Genomic DNA, 18,508 nt, shown 5'->3' with positions numbered 1-18,508 from the left:
AAAGCACGCTGTTGGAAAACGCCGAAGTTAGCGGATTTTCTTGTAGTTTTACTACTACATAGCGTGATTTTTTGGCGTTCCCTGTAATTTGACTAACTAACCTTCAGGCTGAAGTTTCGTTGTGTTCAAGCTCACTGCAAACAACTCGCGGCCCGTAGCTCGCAGCCCGTTGCTCGCAGCCCGTTGCTCTCAGTGCACGGTAGGAGCCGGCGAATCCGGTGATTCGATCAAAGACTCGATTTCAGCTGCGCCAAAATGATAACGGGTATTGCAGAAGTGGCACTGGGTATCGATGGCCTTTTGTTCCGAGAGGATATCACGCAATTCCGCTGCTCCCAGATTATAAAGCGCTTGTGCGATGCGCTCGCGGGAACAGGTGCAACCAAAGCGTAACGCCTTGGGATCGAATACGCGGATGACTTCTTCGTGGTAGAGACGGAACAGCAATTCACGTTGCTTGAGACCAAGCAGTTCGTCATCGCGCAAGGTCGAGGCCAAGTGCACGGTTCGCTCCCAGGCATCCGGATCCTTGTTGGCGCCATCATTGGGCAATTGTTGCAATAGCAACCCGGCAGTCCGCTGGCCATCGGCCGCCAACCAAAGACGAGTGGGCAACTGTTCGGAACGGGAAAAGTAATCTTCCAGACATGAGGCCAGATCATCGGCATCCAATGCCACGATGCCCTGATAACGATTGCCTTCTTGAGGATCGAGCGTAATCACTATCCGACCATCGCCGAGCCACTCCCGAAAACCGGCGTCGTCGCCGGGGAGATCGTGCGTCTCGGATAGCCGGGCGATGGCACGTAGTTCGCCGCCGGGATTGGATTCGGCCATCAACAGCGACACAGCCCCATCACCACGGACCTCCATACTGAGGGTACCGTCGAGCTTGACCGTTTCGGTCAGTAGCGCCACGGCAGAAAGCAACTCACCCAGCAGCCGATTGACCGGGGCTGGGTAGGCATGTTTATCGAGCACTTCCTGATAAGCGGCTTCCAGGGTGACGATCTCACCCCGCACGTTGGTGTCGTCGAAAAGAAAACGTTGGATTTGGTCGGTCATTATCGTCTCGATATCAAGCGGATGATCATCCACTATGTTGAAAGGTTGAAGCGATACTCAGGTGGGAGCGCAATTCATTGCGCGATTTGCAAGCTTGATCTGTAGTGGCATGTCTCATCGCGCAGCAAGCTGCGCTCCCACGACGATGTGAGCCCACGGCTACGCCAAGCGTCAGTCTTCCCTCTGCCGTTGTATTCGCTGGAGTTCACGGCGTTGTTTCTTGTCGGGTCGGCGCGGCGGCTGTTGGAACGCTTGATTGGCCAAGCGCCGTCGTTCAGCCTCGCGCGCACGACGCTCCTGGCTCTCCGGGGTTTCACGGTAAAGTTCGCGGGCTTCAGGGGCCCCGCGACGTTGGTCGGACAAGGCCAACACTTCGACCTCCCATACATCCCAGCCCTGAGGCACCTTGATCAAGGCACCGAGTTCGACAGCCTTACTCGTTTTGGCCTTGGCCCCGTTGTATTGGACCTTACCGCCGTCGATGGCTTTCTTGGCAAGCGCCCGAGTCTTGAAGAAGCGCGCCGCCCACAGCCATTTGTCGAGTCGTACCGTTTCCATCGCTTACCTCAAGTGCGTGGTCGCTCACCAGGGAGGATGGCGGCGAAACGATCCAGCGCAATGAATTCCTCGAGTTCGCGCTCGGGGCGAGTGCTATCGGGTTGTTTGATACCCAGTAGGTGGCGGATACCGAATTCCCGCGCACTTTCCAGCACCGCTTGGTTGTCGTCGATGAAAAGAGTTCTCTCGGGATCGAAGGGTTCGAGCTCTTGAAGTGCGAACCAGAACTCGGGAGCCTCCTTGGCCACACCAACGTCTGCTGACGAGACGATGGCGTCCAGGTAATCTTCCAGCCCGGTCAATGGTAGTTTGAGCGCCAGGCTCTCGCGATCGGCATTGGTGGCCAGCACCACGCGAGGATGCGCCCGCTTCAGCCATTTGAGGAAATCCAGAGCGTCACTACGCAGGCCTATCAAATGCTGGACTTCACGCTTGAGGGCAACGATATCCACCCCCAGCTCACGGCTCCAGTACGCCAAGCTATACCAGTTGAGGGTACCTTGCTCACGGATGATGCGCGAACGCACTTCGTCTTGGGTGGCATCGTCCAGATGATGCAACTCGACATAACGCCTGGGCAGGTGTTCCAACCAAAAGTGGCTATCGAAGTGCAAATCCAGCAGGGTGCCGTCCATGTCCAGCAATACGGTATCGATGGCACGCCAGTCGATCATTGGCCAGAGGCTCCGCAATGAAGAGTTGAATGGTATTGTACTGGATCATCAGGATCGGCAACACAGCACGCACCCCATGTCAGGAGACTCCATGCCCACTTATCCCGAAAAACCGCGCATCCTGTCGCGCCGCGAAGTCACCCGCAGCCAGCTGTTCAAGGTCGAAGCCCTCGAGCTGCGTTTCTCCAACGGGGCAGAGCGCAGCTTCGAGCGACTGATGGGCAGCGACCATGGAGCGGTGATGATCGTTGCCATGCCGGATCCCGAACACGTGCTGCTGATTCGCGAGTACGCTGCCGGTTTCGACGACTATGTGCTGACCTTGCCCAAGGGTCTGGTCGATCCTGGTGAGGATATCGTCTCGGCGGCAAATCGCGAACTGATGGAAGAATGCGGTTTCGGGGCCCATGACATCGAACCGTTGGTAGAGCTTTCTCTAGCCCCCAACTACATGAGCCACCGTATGCAGGTCATGCTCGCCACCGACCTCTACCCTCAACGTCTAGTCGGCGACGAACCCGAAGCATTGATCGTCGAAACCCATGCGCTCGATGAGCTTCCCGCCCTGTTGGCCCGTGATGACTTTCATGAAGCCCGCGCCATTGCCGCCCTATATATCGCTCGCGACAGGCTGCGCAGCGAAATCTCCCGCCCCAGGATCTGGTAATCCGATCAGTGTGGATGAAGCCGCTTGGAGGGTGCTCCCTCCTTGAGCTTCACCCAACGCCCCTGTCGCTGGCTATCCAGCCCGGCCTCGAGCAGCCCCATCACGGCCAGGGCATCATCGACGCCTACCGGGTTCGGGCCATTGCCCTCCAGAGCCGTCACGATACCTTGGTAATAGGCCAGATAGTCGCCGGGTTGCGTAGGTTGCTCACGCGATACCAGCGGTGCTCCCTCGCTCTCTCCATCACGCAGCGTCAGGGTACCGTGGCGATTGTCTTCACCCCACTGCCGCGTCGGCGCTTCGCCGGCCTTGAGCCGCTCTTCTTGAGGATCCAATCCATACTTGATGTAACTGCCGTGGGTTCCATAGACGGCGAAACGTGGCGAGGGTTCTGCGACCAGTGCGCTGGCCTTGAGTGTCACCCTGAGCCCTTCGTAGTCCAACAACGCCAGAAAGTCGTCGTCGACCTGTGCGCCATCACGGCAATTGGCCAAGTCCAGCAGAATCGCTCGCGGCATGCCGAACAACTCGCGGACCTGATCGAGCAGGTGCGGTCCCAGGTCGTACCAGATTCCCGCCCCTGGCTTGGGTTGTTCACGCCAACGATCACGCACTTCAGGACGAAAACGGTCAAAACGCGACTCCAGGTTGACCACGCGCCCCAAGGCCCCTTGTTCGAGTAGTGCTTTAAGCGTCAGGAAGTCGCTGTCCCAACGCCGATTATGGAACACCGACAACAACCGCTCACTGTTTTCGGCTTGGGCCTTGAGCATCCGCGCTTCGGAAAGCGTCACGGTGAAGGGTTTGTCGAGAACCACATGCTTGCCAGCGACCAATGCCGCCTTGGCCAACGGATAGTGGGTCTCGTTGGGAGTCGGAATCACTACCAGATCGATATCGCCACGCGCAAACAGGGCTTGCGGCTTGGCTTCCACAGCGACATTCGGCAAGTCGGCATGCACCTTGCCAGCATCACTCGACGATACCGCCACCAGCTCCAGGCCAGGGGTCGCCAGAATCAACGGTATGTGAAAGGTCTTGCTGGCAAAGCCATAGCCCACCACGCCAACGTTGAAGATTTGCTTCATCCCAACTCCTTGTTCATGTTCCGCTATCGGGCCCCGCACAAGCAGGCAACAAGTGATGCCCGGGCAGTTTTCGCCTGAAACCCGACCTCGAGGATACTAAGCAAACTTTACCGCGTTATGCACGTGAGTCTGATGCATATCAAAAAAGGATCAAAAAAACGTCATGTCGACCTTCGTCTAATCGACCATACTGAGTGCTGTATCTCGTCATCAGCCACTTGATCAGGGAGGTTTCCGGATGTGCTGTTCCGAAGACAGTCTCGACATGCTTGTGTTGTGGTATGAACTGGAATGTGAGCTCGAAGCTCTCGAGGAAGCGCCCAAGGCGCTCCGTGATGCTGCCTGATACCCTTCGTTCGCACTGACAGGGAAAGTGTCGGAATTCATCGAGGCCCGCGTCAACAGACGCGGGCCTCGCCATTATTGCTCAATCCAGCTTGGACAGGTCGCGCACTGCTCCCTTGTCAGCGGATGTCGCCAGTAGCGCATAAGCCTTGAGCGCCGCCGACACCTTGCGGTCACGTTGGATACTCGGCTTCCAGGCTTGAGTGCCCTTCGCTTCCATCGCCTTGCGGCGGATAGCCAGTTCCTCATCGGAGAGTTTGACGTCGATGGTGCGATTGGGGATGTCGATACGGATGATATCGCCCGATTCGACCAGGCCAATAGCCCCGCCTGCCGCCGCTTCCGGCGACACGTGTCCGATGGAAAGCCCCGAGGTACCGCCGGAAAAACGTCCATCAGTCAGCAATGCGCACGCCTTGCCAAGCCCTTTGGACTTGAGGTAAGACGTCGGATAGAGCATTTCCTGCATGCCGGGCCCACCCTTGGGACCTTCGTAGCGAATCACGACGACTTCGCCCTCTTTCACCAGACCATCGAGGATATGCTCCACCGCTTGGTCCTGGGATTCGACCACATGCGCAGGCCCCTCGAAGACCAGGATCGAGTCGTCGACCCCGGCAGTCTTCACTACGCAGCCATCCAGCGCGATATTGCCGCGAAGCACAGCGAGACCGCCCTCTTTCGAGAACGCATGCTCGAGATCGCGGATACAACCAGTGGCGCGATCGCCATCCAGACTCGGCCAGCGAGCGCTTTGAGAGAAGGCTTCCTGAGTCGGAATACCACCGGGGCCGGCCTTGTAGAACTCCACCACCTCGGAGCTCGGGTTACGCATGATATCCCACTCGTCGAGCGCCGCTTTCAGGGTATCGCCGTAGACAGTGGGCACCGAGGTATCCAGCACCCGGGCACGGTCCAGTTCACCAAGGATGGCCATGATACCGCCGGCACGATGCACATCCTCGATGTGATACTTCTGGGTATTGGGCGCCACCTTGCAGAGCTGTGGCACTTCCCGCGACAACCGGTCGATATCGACCATGGTGAAGTCCAGCTCAGCCTCTTGAGCGGCAGCCAGCAAGTGCAGGATGGTGTTGGTCGACCCCCCCATGGCGATATCCAGGGTCATGGCGTTCTTGAACGCTGCCATGGAGCCGATAGCGCGCGGCAGCAGGTGAGCCTCGTCACCTTCGTAGTAACGCTTGGCAAGTTCGACGATACGGTGACCGGCGGTCTCGAACAGCCGGCGGCGATCACTGTGGGTGGCCACTACGGTACCATTGCCCGGCAGCGCCAGCCCCAACGCCTCGGTGAGGCAGTTCATGGAGTTGGCGGTGAACATACCCGAGCAGCTGCCGCAGGTCGGACAAGCACTGCGCTCGACCTCAGCCAGAGTGGCATCGTCGACCTTGTCGTCGGCGGCCATGACCATCGCATCGACCAGGTCCAGTCCATGGTCGAGCAGCTTGGTCTTGCCAGCCTCCATGGGGCCGCCAGAGACGAAGATCACCGGAATGTTGAGGCGCATGGCAGCCATCAGCATCCCCGGGGTGATCTTGTCGCAGTTGGAGATACACACCAGGGCATCGGCGCAGTGAGCATTGACCATGTACTCGACGCTGTCGGCGATGATGTCGCGACTGGGCAGTGAGTAGAGCATGCCGTCATGCCCCATGGCGATCCCGTCATCCACCGCGATGGTGTTGAACTCCTTCGCCACCCCTCCGGCCTTTTCGATCTCGCGGGCCACCAATTGGCCCATGTCCTTCAGGTGCACATGGCCGGGTACGAACTGGGTGAAGGAGTTGGCCACGGCGATGATCGGCTTGTGAAAGTCGTCGTCCTTCATGCCGGTGGCACGCCACAGGGCACGGGCGCCCGCCATATTACGACCGGCGGTGGTGGTACGGGAACGGTATTCGGGCATGGTGTCCTCTTGTGCTCAATCACGCCGCCTTGGGCCGCATCGCTAGCGGCCCGGCGGTCTGGGTGTCCAGGTCGGCCGTTGATTCTGGCACGTGCGGGGGCGGCTGGCCAGATGACGAGCTTCGAGCTTCGAGCTTCGAGCTTCGAGCTTCGAGCTTCGAGCTTCGAGCTTCGAGCAGGATTGTCGTTGGTTTCGAACCATCCGCAAACTGCCCGTAGCCCGTAGCCCGTAGCCCGTAGCCCAACTTAGCCAAACACCACCTTGGCCACATCCTGATAGCGTTTGGCGAAGTGCACCTTCATGCCTTCCTTGAGGAAGCCGGGAAGCTCGTTGTAGTCACGACGATTGGCCTCCGGCAGGATCACCTCGAAGATGTCGCTGCGGCGGGCGGCAATGATCTTCTCTCGGATACCGCCTACAGGCAGCACTTGGCCAGTGAGGGTCAGCTCGCCAGTCATCGCGAGCGAACGGTCAATGGCTTGATGCCGGGCCAGCGACAATAGTGCCGTGGTCATGGTCACCCCTGCCGAGGGACCATCCTTGGGCGTGGCGCCTTCCGGCACGTGCACGTGAATGAAGGCGTCATTGAAAAAGTCAGCATCGGCACCGAACTCACCCAGATGCCCTTGAACATAGCTGTAGGCGATATTGGCCGACTCCTTCATCACGTCACCGAGTTGGCCGGTGAGCTTGAAACCGCGATCCAAGGCATGCACCTTGCCGGCCTCTACCGGCAAGGTGGCACCACCCATGGCAGTCCAAGCGAGTCCTGTGACGATGCCTTCGCCCCTGAGCACCTCATCCTTGCGGAATAAAGGCGCGCCAAGAAATTCCTCGAGGTTGTTGATCGATACCTTGACCGTCTGTTGGTCATTTTCCAGCAGCTTGACCGCCGCCTTGCGCACGATGCGGTGTAGCTGCTTCTCCAACTGACGTACCCCCGCCTCGCGGGCATAGCCTTCGATGACCTGCTTGAGCGCGGCTTCGGTAAGGTTGATGCGCTTCTTGGGAATCTTGTCGCGCTTGAGCAGCTTGGGCCATAGGTGATGCTTGGCGATGGCCAGCTTCTCTTCGGCGATATAGCCCGACAGGCGAATCTGCTCCATACGATCGAGCAGTGGCCCGGGAATCGAATCCAGGGTGTTGGCGGTGCACACGAACAGTACCTTGGACAAATCAAGACGCACATCCAGGTAATGATCGAGGAAGTCGACATTCTGCTCGGGGTCGAGGACTTCGAGGAGTGCCGAAGCGGGATCCCCCTGAAAGGATTGCCCCATCTTGTCGATCTCGTCGAGCATGATCACCGGGTTCTCGACCTCGACCTCCTTGATTGCCTGCACAAGCTTACCGGGCATGGCGCCGATATAGGTGCGACGATGCCCCTTGATTTCGGCCTCATCGCGCATACCACCTACTGAGAAACGGTAGAATTCACGCCCTAACGCTTCGGCGATGGAGCGCCCCACCGAGGTCTTACCAACCCCTGGAGGGCCAACCAGCAGCAGGATCGAGCCACCCACATCACCCTTGAAGGTACCCTCGGCGAGAAACTCGATGATGCGATCCTTGACGTCGTGCAGGCCATCATGGTCACGGTCGAGAATCTGGCGTGCATGCTTGAGATCGAGCTGGTCCTGACTGGTAATGCCCCATGGCAACGAGGTCAGCCAATCCAGATAATTACGCGTAGTGCCATATTCCGGCGAGCCGGTTTCCAGTACCGAGAGCTTGTCGAGTTCGTCATCGATACGCTCCATGACCCGCTCGGGAACGTGTAACTCAGTAAGGCGCTTGCGGAAGGTATCGACATCGTTCTCGCGGTCATCCTTGGAAATGCCCAGCTCACGCTGGATCACCTTGAGTTGCTCGCGCAAAAAGAACTCGCGCTGACGCTCCTGCATCTGGGCGTTGACCTGCTCACTGATCTCGCTCTGCAGTTGAGCGACCTCGATCTCCTTGTGCAGCAATGGCAACACTTTCTGCATGCGTGCCATCACCGGCAAAGTCTCTAGAATCTCCTGCAACTCGAGCCCCTTGGCTGACGTGATGGCCGCGGCGAAATCGGCCAACGGACCAGGCTCGTGAGGGCTGAAACGGTTGAGGTAGTTCTTGAGTTCCTCGCCATAGAGCGGGTTGATCGGCAGCAATTCCTTGATACCGTTGATCAATGCCATGGCATAGGCGCGGGTCTCGTCCTCCTCGGAGTTAACCGGCTCCTTGGGATAAGTCACCTCGACCAGATACGGCGGCTTCTTCGATAGCCAACGGGCAATGCGGAAGCGTCGTATACCTTGGGCGATGAACTGGATCTGTTCGTCTTCCCCCTGCACCTTGTGAACGCGCACAGCGGTGCCTATCTCGGGAAACCTATCGAAGCTCAGATCGTCGACTCCAGTATCGCCAACGAAGGCGACACCCAGGGTATGGTGGGGAGTGTCGCCTACCCGCTGCATGGTTTCTTCCCAGCGCGGGCGATGAATCACTAGAGGTTGTACCTGTGCGGGGAAAAAAGGCCGATTGTGAATCGGCAACAGATAAAGGCGCTCTGGTAGGTAGTCCTGGGTCGGCACCATCGCCCCACCGGACTGGGAGTCGTGACGTTGATCTTCCGCTTCCGTCGCGTCGGAAATGATGTCCTGCAGGGTGTCGTCGTATTCGCTCATCGTGCGTTCTGTCTCGAGAGGTCCATTGACCGCATTGGGTACAGGAATGCGGGCGCCAACGACGAACTTCAAGCACCCAACCAAGGTATTGCTAAGGAAGTGACGATAGAGAACGGTCGTTGGCTGTCACTTTACCGGCATCGATTTCTACCTCCAGCATCTCACTATCCAAAGGCAGGCCCAACTGGAGCAACACCAAGGGGGGCGGATCGCTCCAGGTGAAATGGCCATCGAGACGCGACAGCCAGCGCTGCCTTCCTGCGGCACTCTCCAAATCGGTCAACCGAAACGCCTCCCACTCCCCTCCCAGGAAGCGTAGTTCACCAACGATATCAACCGTAAACCCGAGCGAAGGGCTGGCTACGCGCAAGGTCTCCAGGGTCCAGCGCGGTGGATGTTCACCGCTAGCCGCTTGGTAATGAGTCTTCAGCACCAGCGGCTCAACCCGCAGGGTATCGCCACCTTGCTCGACATCCAGAGGACCTATCCGTGCCTCCAACCGTAGGTCATCATGCTGACCGTTGAGCAGAAGCTCGCCACCTTGAAAGTCGAACTGACGCTTGCCCTCGGTGGTACGAAATGCCGCCAGATCGACGCGCGCCGTCATGTCGTTGGTCAGGGTACGATATTCGGCATGCCAGAGCGGTGACGTGCCCGGCAATCGTCCGCCGAACAGAGGGGTGCTTTCGTCACCGCGTATCGGCACCAAGCGCCCATTGGCTCGAGTGCTTAGCAGCCCATGGCGGGCGGTATAAGGCAATTCGAACCGCCAGCCGTCACCGAATTGCGGCATCAGCACGATCTCGCCGCGCGATACGAACCAGCCGCGCTCGACATCATGTCGTTCGACCTGTACGTCGCTACGCGCCGCCAAATCGTTCAGGGTTCTCTCGAGTTCACGTTCGAATAGCAGGCTCGATATGACCTGCCCAGCCAGATACCCCACACCCAACACCACGATGGCGGCAACGATGAGCAGTCCCTTGCGCATAAGTTTCTCCATCATGAAAGCGCTGAATAAATTGACGAGCAGACTAGGCGCCCCCGAGCGAACCGCAACGCAGCGATCCGCCCGCGCAGACATTTATTCAGTGTTTTCTCAATGTAGCCACAGCCACAAGTGTATCGTCCCCCAAGCATAGAGGGCAGCCATGACATCATCGATCATGATACCGAAGCCACCCGCTACGCGACGATCGGCCCAGCGGATCGGCCACGGCTTGAAGACATCGAAGATGCGAAAGACGACGAAGCCCCACAGCGCCGCTTCCCAGGAAAAGGGCACCGCCACCATCGTCAACCAGTAGCCGACGAACTCATCCCAAACGATGCCCGAGTGATCGTGAACCCCCAGATCGTGCGAAGTCTTGTCGCACAGCCAGATACCAATCACCATCGCCACGCCAACCAGGCTCAAGTACCAGCCCAATGGAAGATCGGACATCAGCCAGTAGAAAGGTATCGCTGCCAGGGTGCCGAAAGTGCCCGGCGCCCAAGGAACGGCACCACTCCCTAGGCCAAAGGCCAGAAAGTGGGTAGGGCGTCGCCAGACACTCGCGGGGGCGCGATTCATGGCGTCCCTCCGTGGAAGTGCTGCCAGCCACTGGGTACCGATTCCGGTACCCCGCGAACCCCCTGCTCAGAAGATAACCTGCCAATCACGGTCAGGGGTACGCCCAATGCCTTCAGGCGTTGGCGGGCCTGCCTGACGACAGCGGGCGGCAAACTGACGAGCAGTTCATAGTCGTCCCCTCCACCCAAGGCCGCATGGAGGGCGCCAGTTTCGCCAAGACGCTCCACCAATCCTCGGGTCAAGGGCAGTGCCTCGACATCGATATCCGCGCCCACACCCGAAGCCTCGCGCAGGTGTTGTAGATCCGCTAGCAATCCATCGGAGATATCGATGGCTGCCGTAGCCAGATCACGCAGGGCCTGACCGGCTTCGACGCGTGGCTGAGGTAGCAGATAGGCAGCCAGCAGCGGGTCGTCAAGATCTCGTTCCCCCTGTTGCCAGGCCAACAGACCGCCATGTCCGCCACCCAGTGAGCCTGTCACTGCCAGCACATCGCCGGGCTGGGCACCACTGCGCCGTAACGCCGTTCCCGGCGGCAATTCGCCATGCACGGTCACGCCGACACTCAATTCACCACGGGCGATGTCTCCTCCCACCAACGTCGCGCCACAGGAATCGCACAAGGCATGAAAGCCTCGGGCAAACTCGGAAAGCCAGGCTTCACACGCTTCGGGAAGAGACAACGCCATCAGGCACCAGCGAGGGGTGGCGCCCATCGCGGCCAGATCACTGAGGCTAACCGCAAGCGCTCGGTAACCGATGGCATAGGCCGGCGCCTCGGCCGGGAAATGTACATCGGCGATCGAGGTATCCACACTGACAGCCAAGCAATATCCCGGTGTCGGTTGCAGCAAGGTACAGTCGTCCCCCACTCCCAACAGCACGCCGTCGTCATTGGGCTGACGAGTGAAATAGCGGGCGATCAGCTCGAACTCGCCGTACATTGGGCTAGACATCGTCCGGGGCATGTCAGCGACGCGCGCCGACCTCGGTGGAACGCAGACGAGCAGCCAGCTTGTCGAGGATGCCATTGACGTACTTGTGGCCGTCAGTGGCACCAAACGACTTGGCCAGTTCGACTCCCTCGTTGATCACCGCTCGATAGGGCACCTCCATGCGCCGCGACAATTCATAGGTCCCGAGCCGCAGAATTGCGAGCTCGATGGGGTCGAGATCTTCCAGCCGACGGTCCAACACCGGCTTGAGAGTCGCGTCGAGATCGGCCTGGAAACGTGCCACGTTGTGCAGCAGCTCATGAAATAGTGCCAAGTCGGCGATCTCCATCACCTTGTGCCAATTCTCGTGATCTTCCAGGTCTTCGTCGGCAACCTGGCTACGAAACTCGGCCTCTACCGTGGCGATCGGCTTACCGGTCAATTGCCACTGATAAAGTCCCTGAACGGCAAGTTCTCGTGCCGCGTGACGGGCCTGCTGCGCCTTGGAAGGAGAACGACGCTGCTGGCTCATGCCTCACCTCCGAATTGGCGTAGCAACGAGACCATTTCCATCGCCGCCATGGCCGCTTCAGTTCCTTTGTTGCCGGCCTTGGTACCTGCCCGTTCGATGGCTTGCTCGATCGAGTTCACTGTCAGGACACCATTGGCGATCGGCGTGTCGAACTCGAGCTGCAGATTGCCTAAGGCAGCATTGCAACCACCGGCCACGTATTCGAAGTGCGGAGTCCCGCCGCGAATGACGGCGCCCAATGCGATGACAGCATCCGGCTTGACCACTTTCAGTGCCCGCTTGACTGCAAGCGGCAATTCCCAGGCGCCCGGGACGTGAACGATATCGATATGCTCGGCATCCACACCATGACGCACCAAACTGTCGACGGCGCCTTCCACCAGGCTGTCGACCACATGATGGTTGAAGCGGCCTACCACAATCACGTAGCGACCATCGACATCGGTGAAGCTGCCTTCGACTTGGGAAATAGGTTGCATGATTTCCAATCCTGCTAATCCACACCGTGTCCCGCAGGACACACGATAAAGGGCTTGATATCAGGCCCGGTCAAAGACGAAGTCTCGGCCCATGAAGCCACGACCGGGGCTTATGTATCAGGGACTCAAACGTTCGACGACCTCGAGATCGAAACCGGAAAGCGCCGAGAACTTCCAAGGTGAGCTGAGCAAACGCATCTTGCCCACCGCGAGATGACGCAGAATCTGCGATCCGGTACCGATGGTCAGGTAGTTGCCCGCCCCATCGGAATCGCTAGTACGCGGTGCTCGCTTGCGCTCCAGCAGGATATCGAGCTGATCCTTCAAATCCTGATGTGGGCGACCATCATCGAGCAGCACGAAGACCCCCCGTTCGGCCTTGGCAATCTCGGCCAAAGCTCCTTGCGCAGTCCAACTCTGGCTATCGGGCTTGGTCAGCGTCAGCAGGTCGCGCAACGGTTCGGCAAGGTGCACGCGCACCGTGGTCGGCTGCTGCGGATCGGGGAGGCCTTTGACCAGCGCCAGGTGGTGCGCGCCCTGGATACTGTCACGGAACACATGTAGCGTCAGCTCCCCGAAAGCGGTCATCACTACCTTGGCTTCGAGATGCTCTATGGTCTGCTCATTGTGGATGCGGTAATGGATCAAGTCGGCGATAGTGCCGATCTTCAGCCCGTGTTCGGCGGCGAAACGCTCGAGCTCCGGACGACGCGCCATGCTGCCGTCATCGTTCATGATCTCGCAGATCACGCCACTGGGATCGAACCCAGCCATGGCGGCAAGGTCGCAAGCAGCCTCGGTATGACCCGCACGGCGCAACACACCGCCTGGCTCAGCCATTAATGGGAAGATATGCCCCGGCTGGACGATATCCTCGGGGCGAGCATCACGCGCCACCGCCGCTTGTACGGTACGCGCCCGATCGGCAGCGGAGATACCCGTCGAGACTCCCTCGGCAGCCTCGATGGAAAGAGTGAACTTGGTGCCAAAGCCGGAACCATTGTCACGCACCATCAGTGGCAACTTGAGGCGTTCGCATCGCTCCCGGGTCATCGGTAGGCAGATCAGGCCACGGGCGTGGCGTGCCATGAAGTTGATGTGCTCGGCCTGAACCTTCTCGGCGGCCATGATGATATCACCTTCGTTCTCGCGATCCTCATCGTCCATGAGGATCACCATCTTGCCCTGCCGAATGTCCTCGATCAGCTCTTCGACACGCGCCAGGCCGCTGGCCTGTGGCGCCTCGTCAGCGGGGGCCGAATCGTGTGATGAGTGCACCATGGAATCTCCGAATATCATGGAAATACGGCACAAGTGCCTTATTTCCCTATACCTGCAAGGTGTCGCTGGCTTGCGACTTGGCTTGGCGACGGAGTTGCCATTCACCAACGCCCTACCTTAGTCGGCGCTCAGGGTACCTTGGCACGGCGTCGGACGCCAGTCGAAAGCGGCCGCGCAGTAATACGCCAATCGCGTCCCACGGCTCGGATATCCTCGATATCCAAGGCCCGCTGCTGAGCCATCCGTTCTACCCCTGGCAAGGCGAACAGCGGCCGCGCCTCGCCACCCAACAGTGTCGGTGCCATGAACAACTGGATTTCATCGATGAGATCGGCATCAAGCATGGCCCCCGCCAGGGTCGCCCCGGTTTCGAGCAGTACCTCGTTGGCATCCTCTTCCTTGGCAAGATGAGCCAGTAGTGCCTCGAGGTCGACCCGGCCATCATGCCCGGAGGGGAGGACCAATATCTCGGCCCCTGCCGCCTCCAAGCGTTTGCGGCGTTCGCCGTCGCGGCTACAGGTCGCCACCAGGGTACGTCCTGGCTCTCGCAGACAGGCAGCCGCCAATGGTAGTCGCAGCTGTGTGTCGACCACCACTCTCAAAGGCTGGCGGCGGGCGATGTCCTCGGCATCCTCCAACTGCAACTGATCGGCACGCACGGTCAGTCGCGAATTATCAAAAATGATCGACTCGATACCACTGATCACGGCACTTGAACGTGCTCGCAAACGTTGCACCTCAGTACGCGCCGCCGACCCAGTGATCCATTGCGATTCTCCCGAACGCATGGCGGTACGACCATCCAGGCTGGTGGCCATCTTCAACCTTACAAAAGGTCGCGAACGACTCATTCGGGAGATGAATCCAGGATTGAGTGCTCGTGCTTCGTCTTCCAACAAGCCACATTCCACTTCGACACCAGCCTTGCGCAACATGGCGAAGCCACGCCCACCCACTAGAGGATTGGGATCCTGCATGGCCGCCACCACTCGCTTCACACCGGCATCGATCAGTGCTTGAGAACAGGGCCCGGTACGTCCCTGGTGAGAACAGGGTTCCAGGGTCACGTAGGCTGTCGCTCCTTTGGCGGCGCTACCGGCGTCATTCAAGGCATGGATCTCAGCATGCGGTTCGCCAGCCCGAGCGTGAAAACCCTCGCCTACCAAGCGACGGTTCTTGACCAGAACACAACCGACCCTTGGATTGGGGTCGGTGGTATAGAGACCACGGCGCGCCAAGGTCAACGCCCTGGCCATCCAGAATTCAGGGGTCAGTTTGGGCATGGCGATCAATGGTCATCATTGGGGGGGAAGTGTGGTTCCTGGGCAAGCCGGTCGATCTCGGCGCGGAATTCGTCGATATCCTGGAAACGTCGGTAAACCGAGGCAAAGCGGATATAGGCGACCTGATCGAGTCGTTTCAGAGCACGCATGACTTCTTCGCCAACCTCGCGAGACTCGATTTCGCGCTCGCCCTTGGCACGCAAGCGCTGACGCATACGTTCCACTGCTGCCTCGATCGACTCGGCACTGACCGGTCGTTTTTCCAATGCGCGCAGCATGCCCGCTCGCAGTTTGGTCTCGTCGAAGACCTCGCGAGAACCATCGGCCTTGATCACGCGTGGCATGACCAATTCAGCGGTTTCATAGGTAGTGAAACGCTCGCCACAGGCGGCGCATTGGCGACGACGCCGCACTTGATCACCATCGGCCACCAGGCGTGAATCGGTGACCTTGGTGTCGTGCGTACCGCAGAAAGGACAGTGCATCGGCTAGCTTCCGGCGTGTTAAGCGTTATTTGTCGTTGTATTGTAACGGTTTACCCTGATCCCGCCCAGCAGGATCCCGATGTCGCGTGCATGGCTGGCACGGCTTCTGCAAGACTAGAGGAAATTCCGTCTCTCCACCTCGTGTCCGGAGCTGCCCATGTCCTCGACGTTTCCCCCCACTACCGGTCGCCACCTGGACGAAGACACCTTCATAGCACTGGCGGCCGAGCGCCTGGCTGAAATCTACGGCCCACGCACCGATGAAGTACTAAGACGCTTGCTGACGTTGCTATCGCACCAAAGCAGTGCGCTTGGTGACACCTCGACTCCCCGAGCCGGCGCATTATGGAGCGAACGGGACCAGTGGTTGATCACCTATGGTGACTCGTTACTGGATGGCGAACGCCCTCCTCTCGAGGTACTAGACGACTTTCTCGAAACCCGTCTCGACAGTACTTTCAGTGGCGTACATGTGCTGCCCTTCTTTCCTTGGAGCAGCGACGATGGCTTCTCGGTGATCCATTACCGTGAGGTCAACCCGGCCTTGGGCGATTGGTCACATATCCGTCACCTGGCCAATCACCACGACCTGATGGTGGACCTGGTGATCAATCACGTGTCGCGCGAATCACTGTGGTTCGTCGACTACCTGGCCGGTAGCCAACCGGGACGCGACTATTTCATCGAGATGGAACCGGATACCGACCTCTCGGCGGTAACCCGACCACGCAACACTCCCCTGTTGGTGCCAGTATCCACGCGCCGAGGCACTCGCCATGTGTGGGCAACCTTCTCGGACGACCAGATCGACCTCAACTTCGCCAACCCGGACGTGTTGCTGGAATTTATCGGCATTCTGCTCTACTACATCGAGCAGGGCGCCCGTATCATCCGCCTCGACGCCATCGCCTACCTGTGGAAAGACGTCGGGACTTCCTGCATCCACTTACCCCAGACTCATGCTGTCGTGCGCCTACTGCGCGCGGTCGCCGACTTCATGGCACCGGGGACGTTGCTGGTCACCGAGACCAACGTCCCTCACCGCGAAAACCTCAGCTACCTGGGGCTGGAACGTCTCGATAGTCAGCAGGAAATGCCTGATGAGGCGCATCTGATCTATCAGTTCACCCTGCCTCCGCTACTGGTGCACACTCTAACCAGTGGTGAAGCCGCCACCCTGGCGGGCTGGTTGAAAAGCCTGCCGGCTTTGCCCCCCGGCTGCAGCTATCTCAACTTCACCGCCAGCCATGATGGCATCGGTGTGCGCGCGCTCGAAGGACTGCTGCCTGAACATGAGGTCGAAACCTTGCTCGAACTGATGCATCGCTTCGGCGGCTTCGTCAGCATGAAAGCCAACCCCGACGGCAAGGATTCGCCTTACGAGATCAACATCACCTACTTCGAAGCGCTCAAGGGTACCCGGCGCGGCCCCGACCCTTGGCAGGTCGAGCGTTTCCTGTGCAGCCAGCATTTGATGATGGCCTTGCAGGGCATCCCGGCGCTTTACTTGCACTCCTTGACCGCCACTCTCAACGATCATGAAGGTATCGAGCGCAGCGGCCGGCTGCGCTCGATCAATCGCCGCCGCTGGCAGAAAGAAGAACTCGACGAACTGCTCGACAGCCGCAACACGCCGACCCGAGAGGTGTTTCTGGCACTGAAACGCCGCTTGGCGATCCGACGCAGTGAGCCCTGTTTCCATCCTGAGGCTCCGCAGCGCGTTCTTGACACCCCGGACACCTTACTCGCCATCGAGCGCGGACCACTGCCTAATGGCCGTCGGCTGCTGGCGATCTACAACGTCACCGACAAGCGCCAGCCGCTCGACCTGGAGGCACTCAGCGACGGTAGCTGGTTCGACCTGTTGGAAGATGTACCTTGGGAGACGGTAAAAGAATTACGTCCCTATCGCAGCCTGTGGTTGGTACTGCGCTGAGGGATCACCACACTTCCGTTCGGCTTCCACCCGCCACCCGGTTCATGTCGTCTACTCTTGCCCAAGGAGGTTGAGAGGAACCTTGAGATAGACTTGGCCGTTGCTCTCGGGCGGTGGCATATGGCCAGCACGCATGTTGACCTGTACCGAGGGGAGAATGAGCCGCGGCATGTCCAGGGTAGAATCGCGTTCGATGCGCATTCGAACGAACTCGTCTTCACTAACCCCCTCATGCACATGAATATTGTGGGCCCGCTGTTCAGCAACATGGGTTTCGTGCCGATACTCCTCCCGCTCTGCTGTCTTGTAGTCGTGACACATAAACAGACGAGTCTCGGGCAGCAAGGCCAATATCCTTTGGATCGAGCGATACATGGCGCGGGCATCACCACCCGGGAAATCGCATCGGGCAGTCCCATAATCGGGCATGAACAGGGTGTCGCCGACAAAGGCGGCATCACCAATCACATAAGTCAGACACGCTGGAGTATGACCCGGGGTATGCAGTACCCGCCCTTCTAGATTGCCGATGGCGAAGGTATCGCCCTCTTCGAACAACCGGTCGAATTGACTGCCGTCGCGGGCAAACTCAGTGCCGGCATTGAACGCCTTCCCGAAGATCTCTTGAACCTCCGTGATCCTGGCACCGATTCCGGTCTTACCCCCCAGTTTTTCATTCAGGTAAGGCGCGGCCGACAGATGGTCGGCATGGACGTGAGTTTCGAGGATCCACGCTACCTCTAGGCCTCCCTTCTGGATGAAATCGATGACGGCATCAGCGGAACGTACGTCAGTACGTCCAGCGGCATAGTCGAAATCCAGTACAGAATCGAGAATGGCACAGGCCCGACTCATCGGATCCCGTACCACGTAGCTGAACGTGTTAGTGGGCTCGTCGAAGAAATGGGTAACGGTAGGAATGTTCATGTGATACCTCCATATCGTATATGGCGGCGATATGAGGGCAGTATACCAAAATAAAAGTTATATCGTTATAGTCTTTAATAATATTAA

At 58.9% G+C, this 18,508-nt stretch carries 17 protein-coding genes; 2 read left to right on the top strand and 15 right to left on the bottom strand.

What is annotated here, in order from left to right:
• Positions 1-189: 189 nt before the first annotated feature.
• The 3 genes from hslO to yrfG all read right to left on the bottom strand — a co-directional run bounded on the left by hslO (position 190) and on the right by yrfG (position 2,297).
• Positions 190-1,065 carry an Hsp33 family molecular chaperone HslO gene (hslO, locus tag L861_RS17280; RefSeq protein WP_016417931.1) on the bottom strand — a complete coding sequence of 292 codons (876 nt, stop codon included), beginning with the start codon at positions 1,063-1,065 and terminating at the stop codon, positions 190-192.
• 171 nt (positions 1,066-1,236) lie between these two features.
• Positions 1,237-1,623: an RNA-binding S4 domain-containing protein gene (locus tag L861_RS17275; RefSeq protein WP_016417930.1), complete on the bottom strand. Its 387-nt coding sequence runs from the start codon at positions 1,621-1,623 to the stop codon at positions 1,237-1,239.
• 8 nt (positions 1,624-1,631) lie between these two features.
• Complete coding sequence (yrfG, locus tag L861_RS17270; protein ID WP_016417929.1) at positions 1,632-2,297, bottom strand: GMP/IMP nucleotidase; 666 nt, start codon at positions 2,295-2,297, stop codon at positions 1,632-1,634.
• Between the two features lie 91 nt (positions 2,298-2,388).
• Between yrfG and nudE the strand changes: the two genes are divergently transcribed.
• Complete coding sequence (gene nudE / locus L861_RS17265; RefSeq protein WP_016417928.1) at positions 2,389-2,964, top strand: ADP compounds hydrolase NudE; 576 nt, start codon at positions 2,389-2,391, stop codon at positions 2,962-2,964.
• A gap of 5 nt (positions 2,965-2,969) precedes the next feature.
• Here nudE and L861_RS17260 read toward each other — a convergent pair whose 3' ends face one another.
• The 11 genes from L861_RS17260 to nrdR form a co-directional block, all read right to left on the bottom strand.
• Entirely contained in the window at positions 2,970-4,052 is a 1,083-nt protein-coding gene (locus L861_RS17260) for an oxidoreductase (protein ID WP_016417927.1), read from the bottom strand.
• Between the two features lie 427 nt (positions 4,053-4,479).
• Positions 4,480-6,324, bottom strand: a complete 1,845-nt coding sequence (gene ilvD, locus L861_RS17255) for a dihydroxy-acid dehydratase (RefSeq protein WP_016417925.1) — start codon at positions 6,322-6,324, stop codon at positions 4,480-4,482.
• Positions 6,325-6,569: 245 nt separating this feature from the next.
• Complete coding sequence (lon, locus tag L861_RS17250; protein WP_016417924.1) at positions 6,570-8,990, bottom strand: endopeptidase La; 2,421 nt, start codon at positions 8,988-8,990, stop codon at positions 6,570-6,572.
• Between the two features lie 91 nt (positions 8,991-9,081).
• Entirely contained in the window at positions 9,082-9,981 is a 900-nt protein-coding gene (locus L861_RS23700) for a DUF945 family protein (RefSeq protein WP_016417923.1), read from the bottom strand.
• Positions 9,982-10,089: 108 nt separating this feature from the next.
• Positions 10,090-10,563, bottom strand: a complete 474-nt coding sequence (locus tag L861_RS17240; RefSeq protein WP_016417922.1) for a phosphatidylglycerophosphatase A family protein — start codon at positions 10,561-10,563, stop codon at positions 10,090-10,092.
• Positions 10,560-11,507: a thiamine-phosphate kinase gene (gene thiL / locus L861_RS17235; protein ID WP_016417921.1), complete on the bottom strand. Its 948-nt coding sequence runs from the start codon at positions 11,505-11,507 to the stop codon at positions 10,560-10,562. The genes L861_RS17240 and thiL overlap by 4 nt, the downstream gene beginning before the upstream one ends.
• 25 nt (positions 11,508-11,532) lie before the next feature.
• Positions 11,533-12,030 carry a transcription antitermination factor NusB gene (gene nusB, locus L861_RS17230; protein WP_016417920.1) on the bottom strand — a complete coding sequence of 166 codons (498 nt, stop codon included), beginning with the start codon at positions 12,028-12,030 and terminating at the stop codon, positions 11,533-11,535.
• Positions 12,027-12,509 carry a 6,7-dimethyl-8-ribityllumazine synthase gene (ribH, locus tag L861_RS17225; protein WP_016417919.1) on the bottom strand — a complete coding sequence of 161 codons (483 nt, stop codon included), beginning with the start codon at positions 12,507-12,509 and terminating at the stop codon, positions 12,027-12,029. The genes nusB and ribH overlap by 4 nt, the downstream gene beginning before the upstream one ends.
• Positions 12,510-12,626: 117 nt before the next feature.
• Entirely contained in the window at positions 12,627-13,790 is a 1,164-nt protein-coding gene (gene ribBA / locus L861_RS17220; RefSeq protein WP_016417918.1) for a bifunctional 3,4-dihydroxy-2-butanone-4-phosphate synthase/GTP cyclohydrolase II, read from the bottom strand.
• Positions 13,791-13,918: 128 nt separating this feature from the next.
• Positions 13,919-15,073, bottom strand: coding sequence for a bifunctional diaminohydroxyphosphoribosylaminopyrimidine deaminase/5-amino-6-(5-phosphoribosylamino)uracil reductase RibD (gene ribD, locus L861_RS17215; protein ID WP_035568750.1), 1,155 nt, complete (start codon positions 15,071-15,073; stop codon positions 13,919-13,921).
• Between the two features lie 5 nt (positions 15,074-15,078).
• A complete protein-coding gene (gene nrdR, locus L861_RS17210) occupies positions 15,079-15,558 on the bottom strand; it encodes a transcriptional regulator NrdR (protein WP_016417915.1) in 480 nt (159 codons plus the stop codon).
• A gap of 157 nt (positions 15,559-15,715) precedes the next feature.
• Between nrdR and L861_RS17205 the strand changes: the two genes are divergently transcribed.
• Positions 15,716-17,494: a sugar phosphorylase gene (locus L861_RS17205; protein WP_016417914.1), complete on the top strand. Its 1,779-nt coding sequence runs from the start codon at positions 15,716-15,718 to the stop codon at positions 17,492-17,494.
• A gap of 51 nt (positions 17,495-17,545) precedes the next feature.
• Here the strand turns inward: L861_RS17205 and L861_RS17200 are convergent, their stop codons facing one another.
• A complete protein-coding gene (locus L861_RS17200; protein WP_016417913.1) occupies positions 17,546-18,421 on the bottom strand; it encodes an MBL fold metallo-hydrolase in 876 nt (291 codons plus the stop codon).
• Positions 18,422-18,508 lie beyond the last annotated feature (87 nt).

Source organism: Litchfieldella anticariensis FP35 = DSM 16096, from assembly GCF_000409775.1.
Lineage (GTDB): Bacteria > Pseudomonadota > Gammaproteobacteria > Pseudomonadales > Halomonadaceae > Litchfieldella > Litchfieldella anticariensis.
The sequence above is the reverse complement of the archived record's forward strand: the minus strand, read 5'-3'. Positions and strand labels throughout refer to the sequence as shown.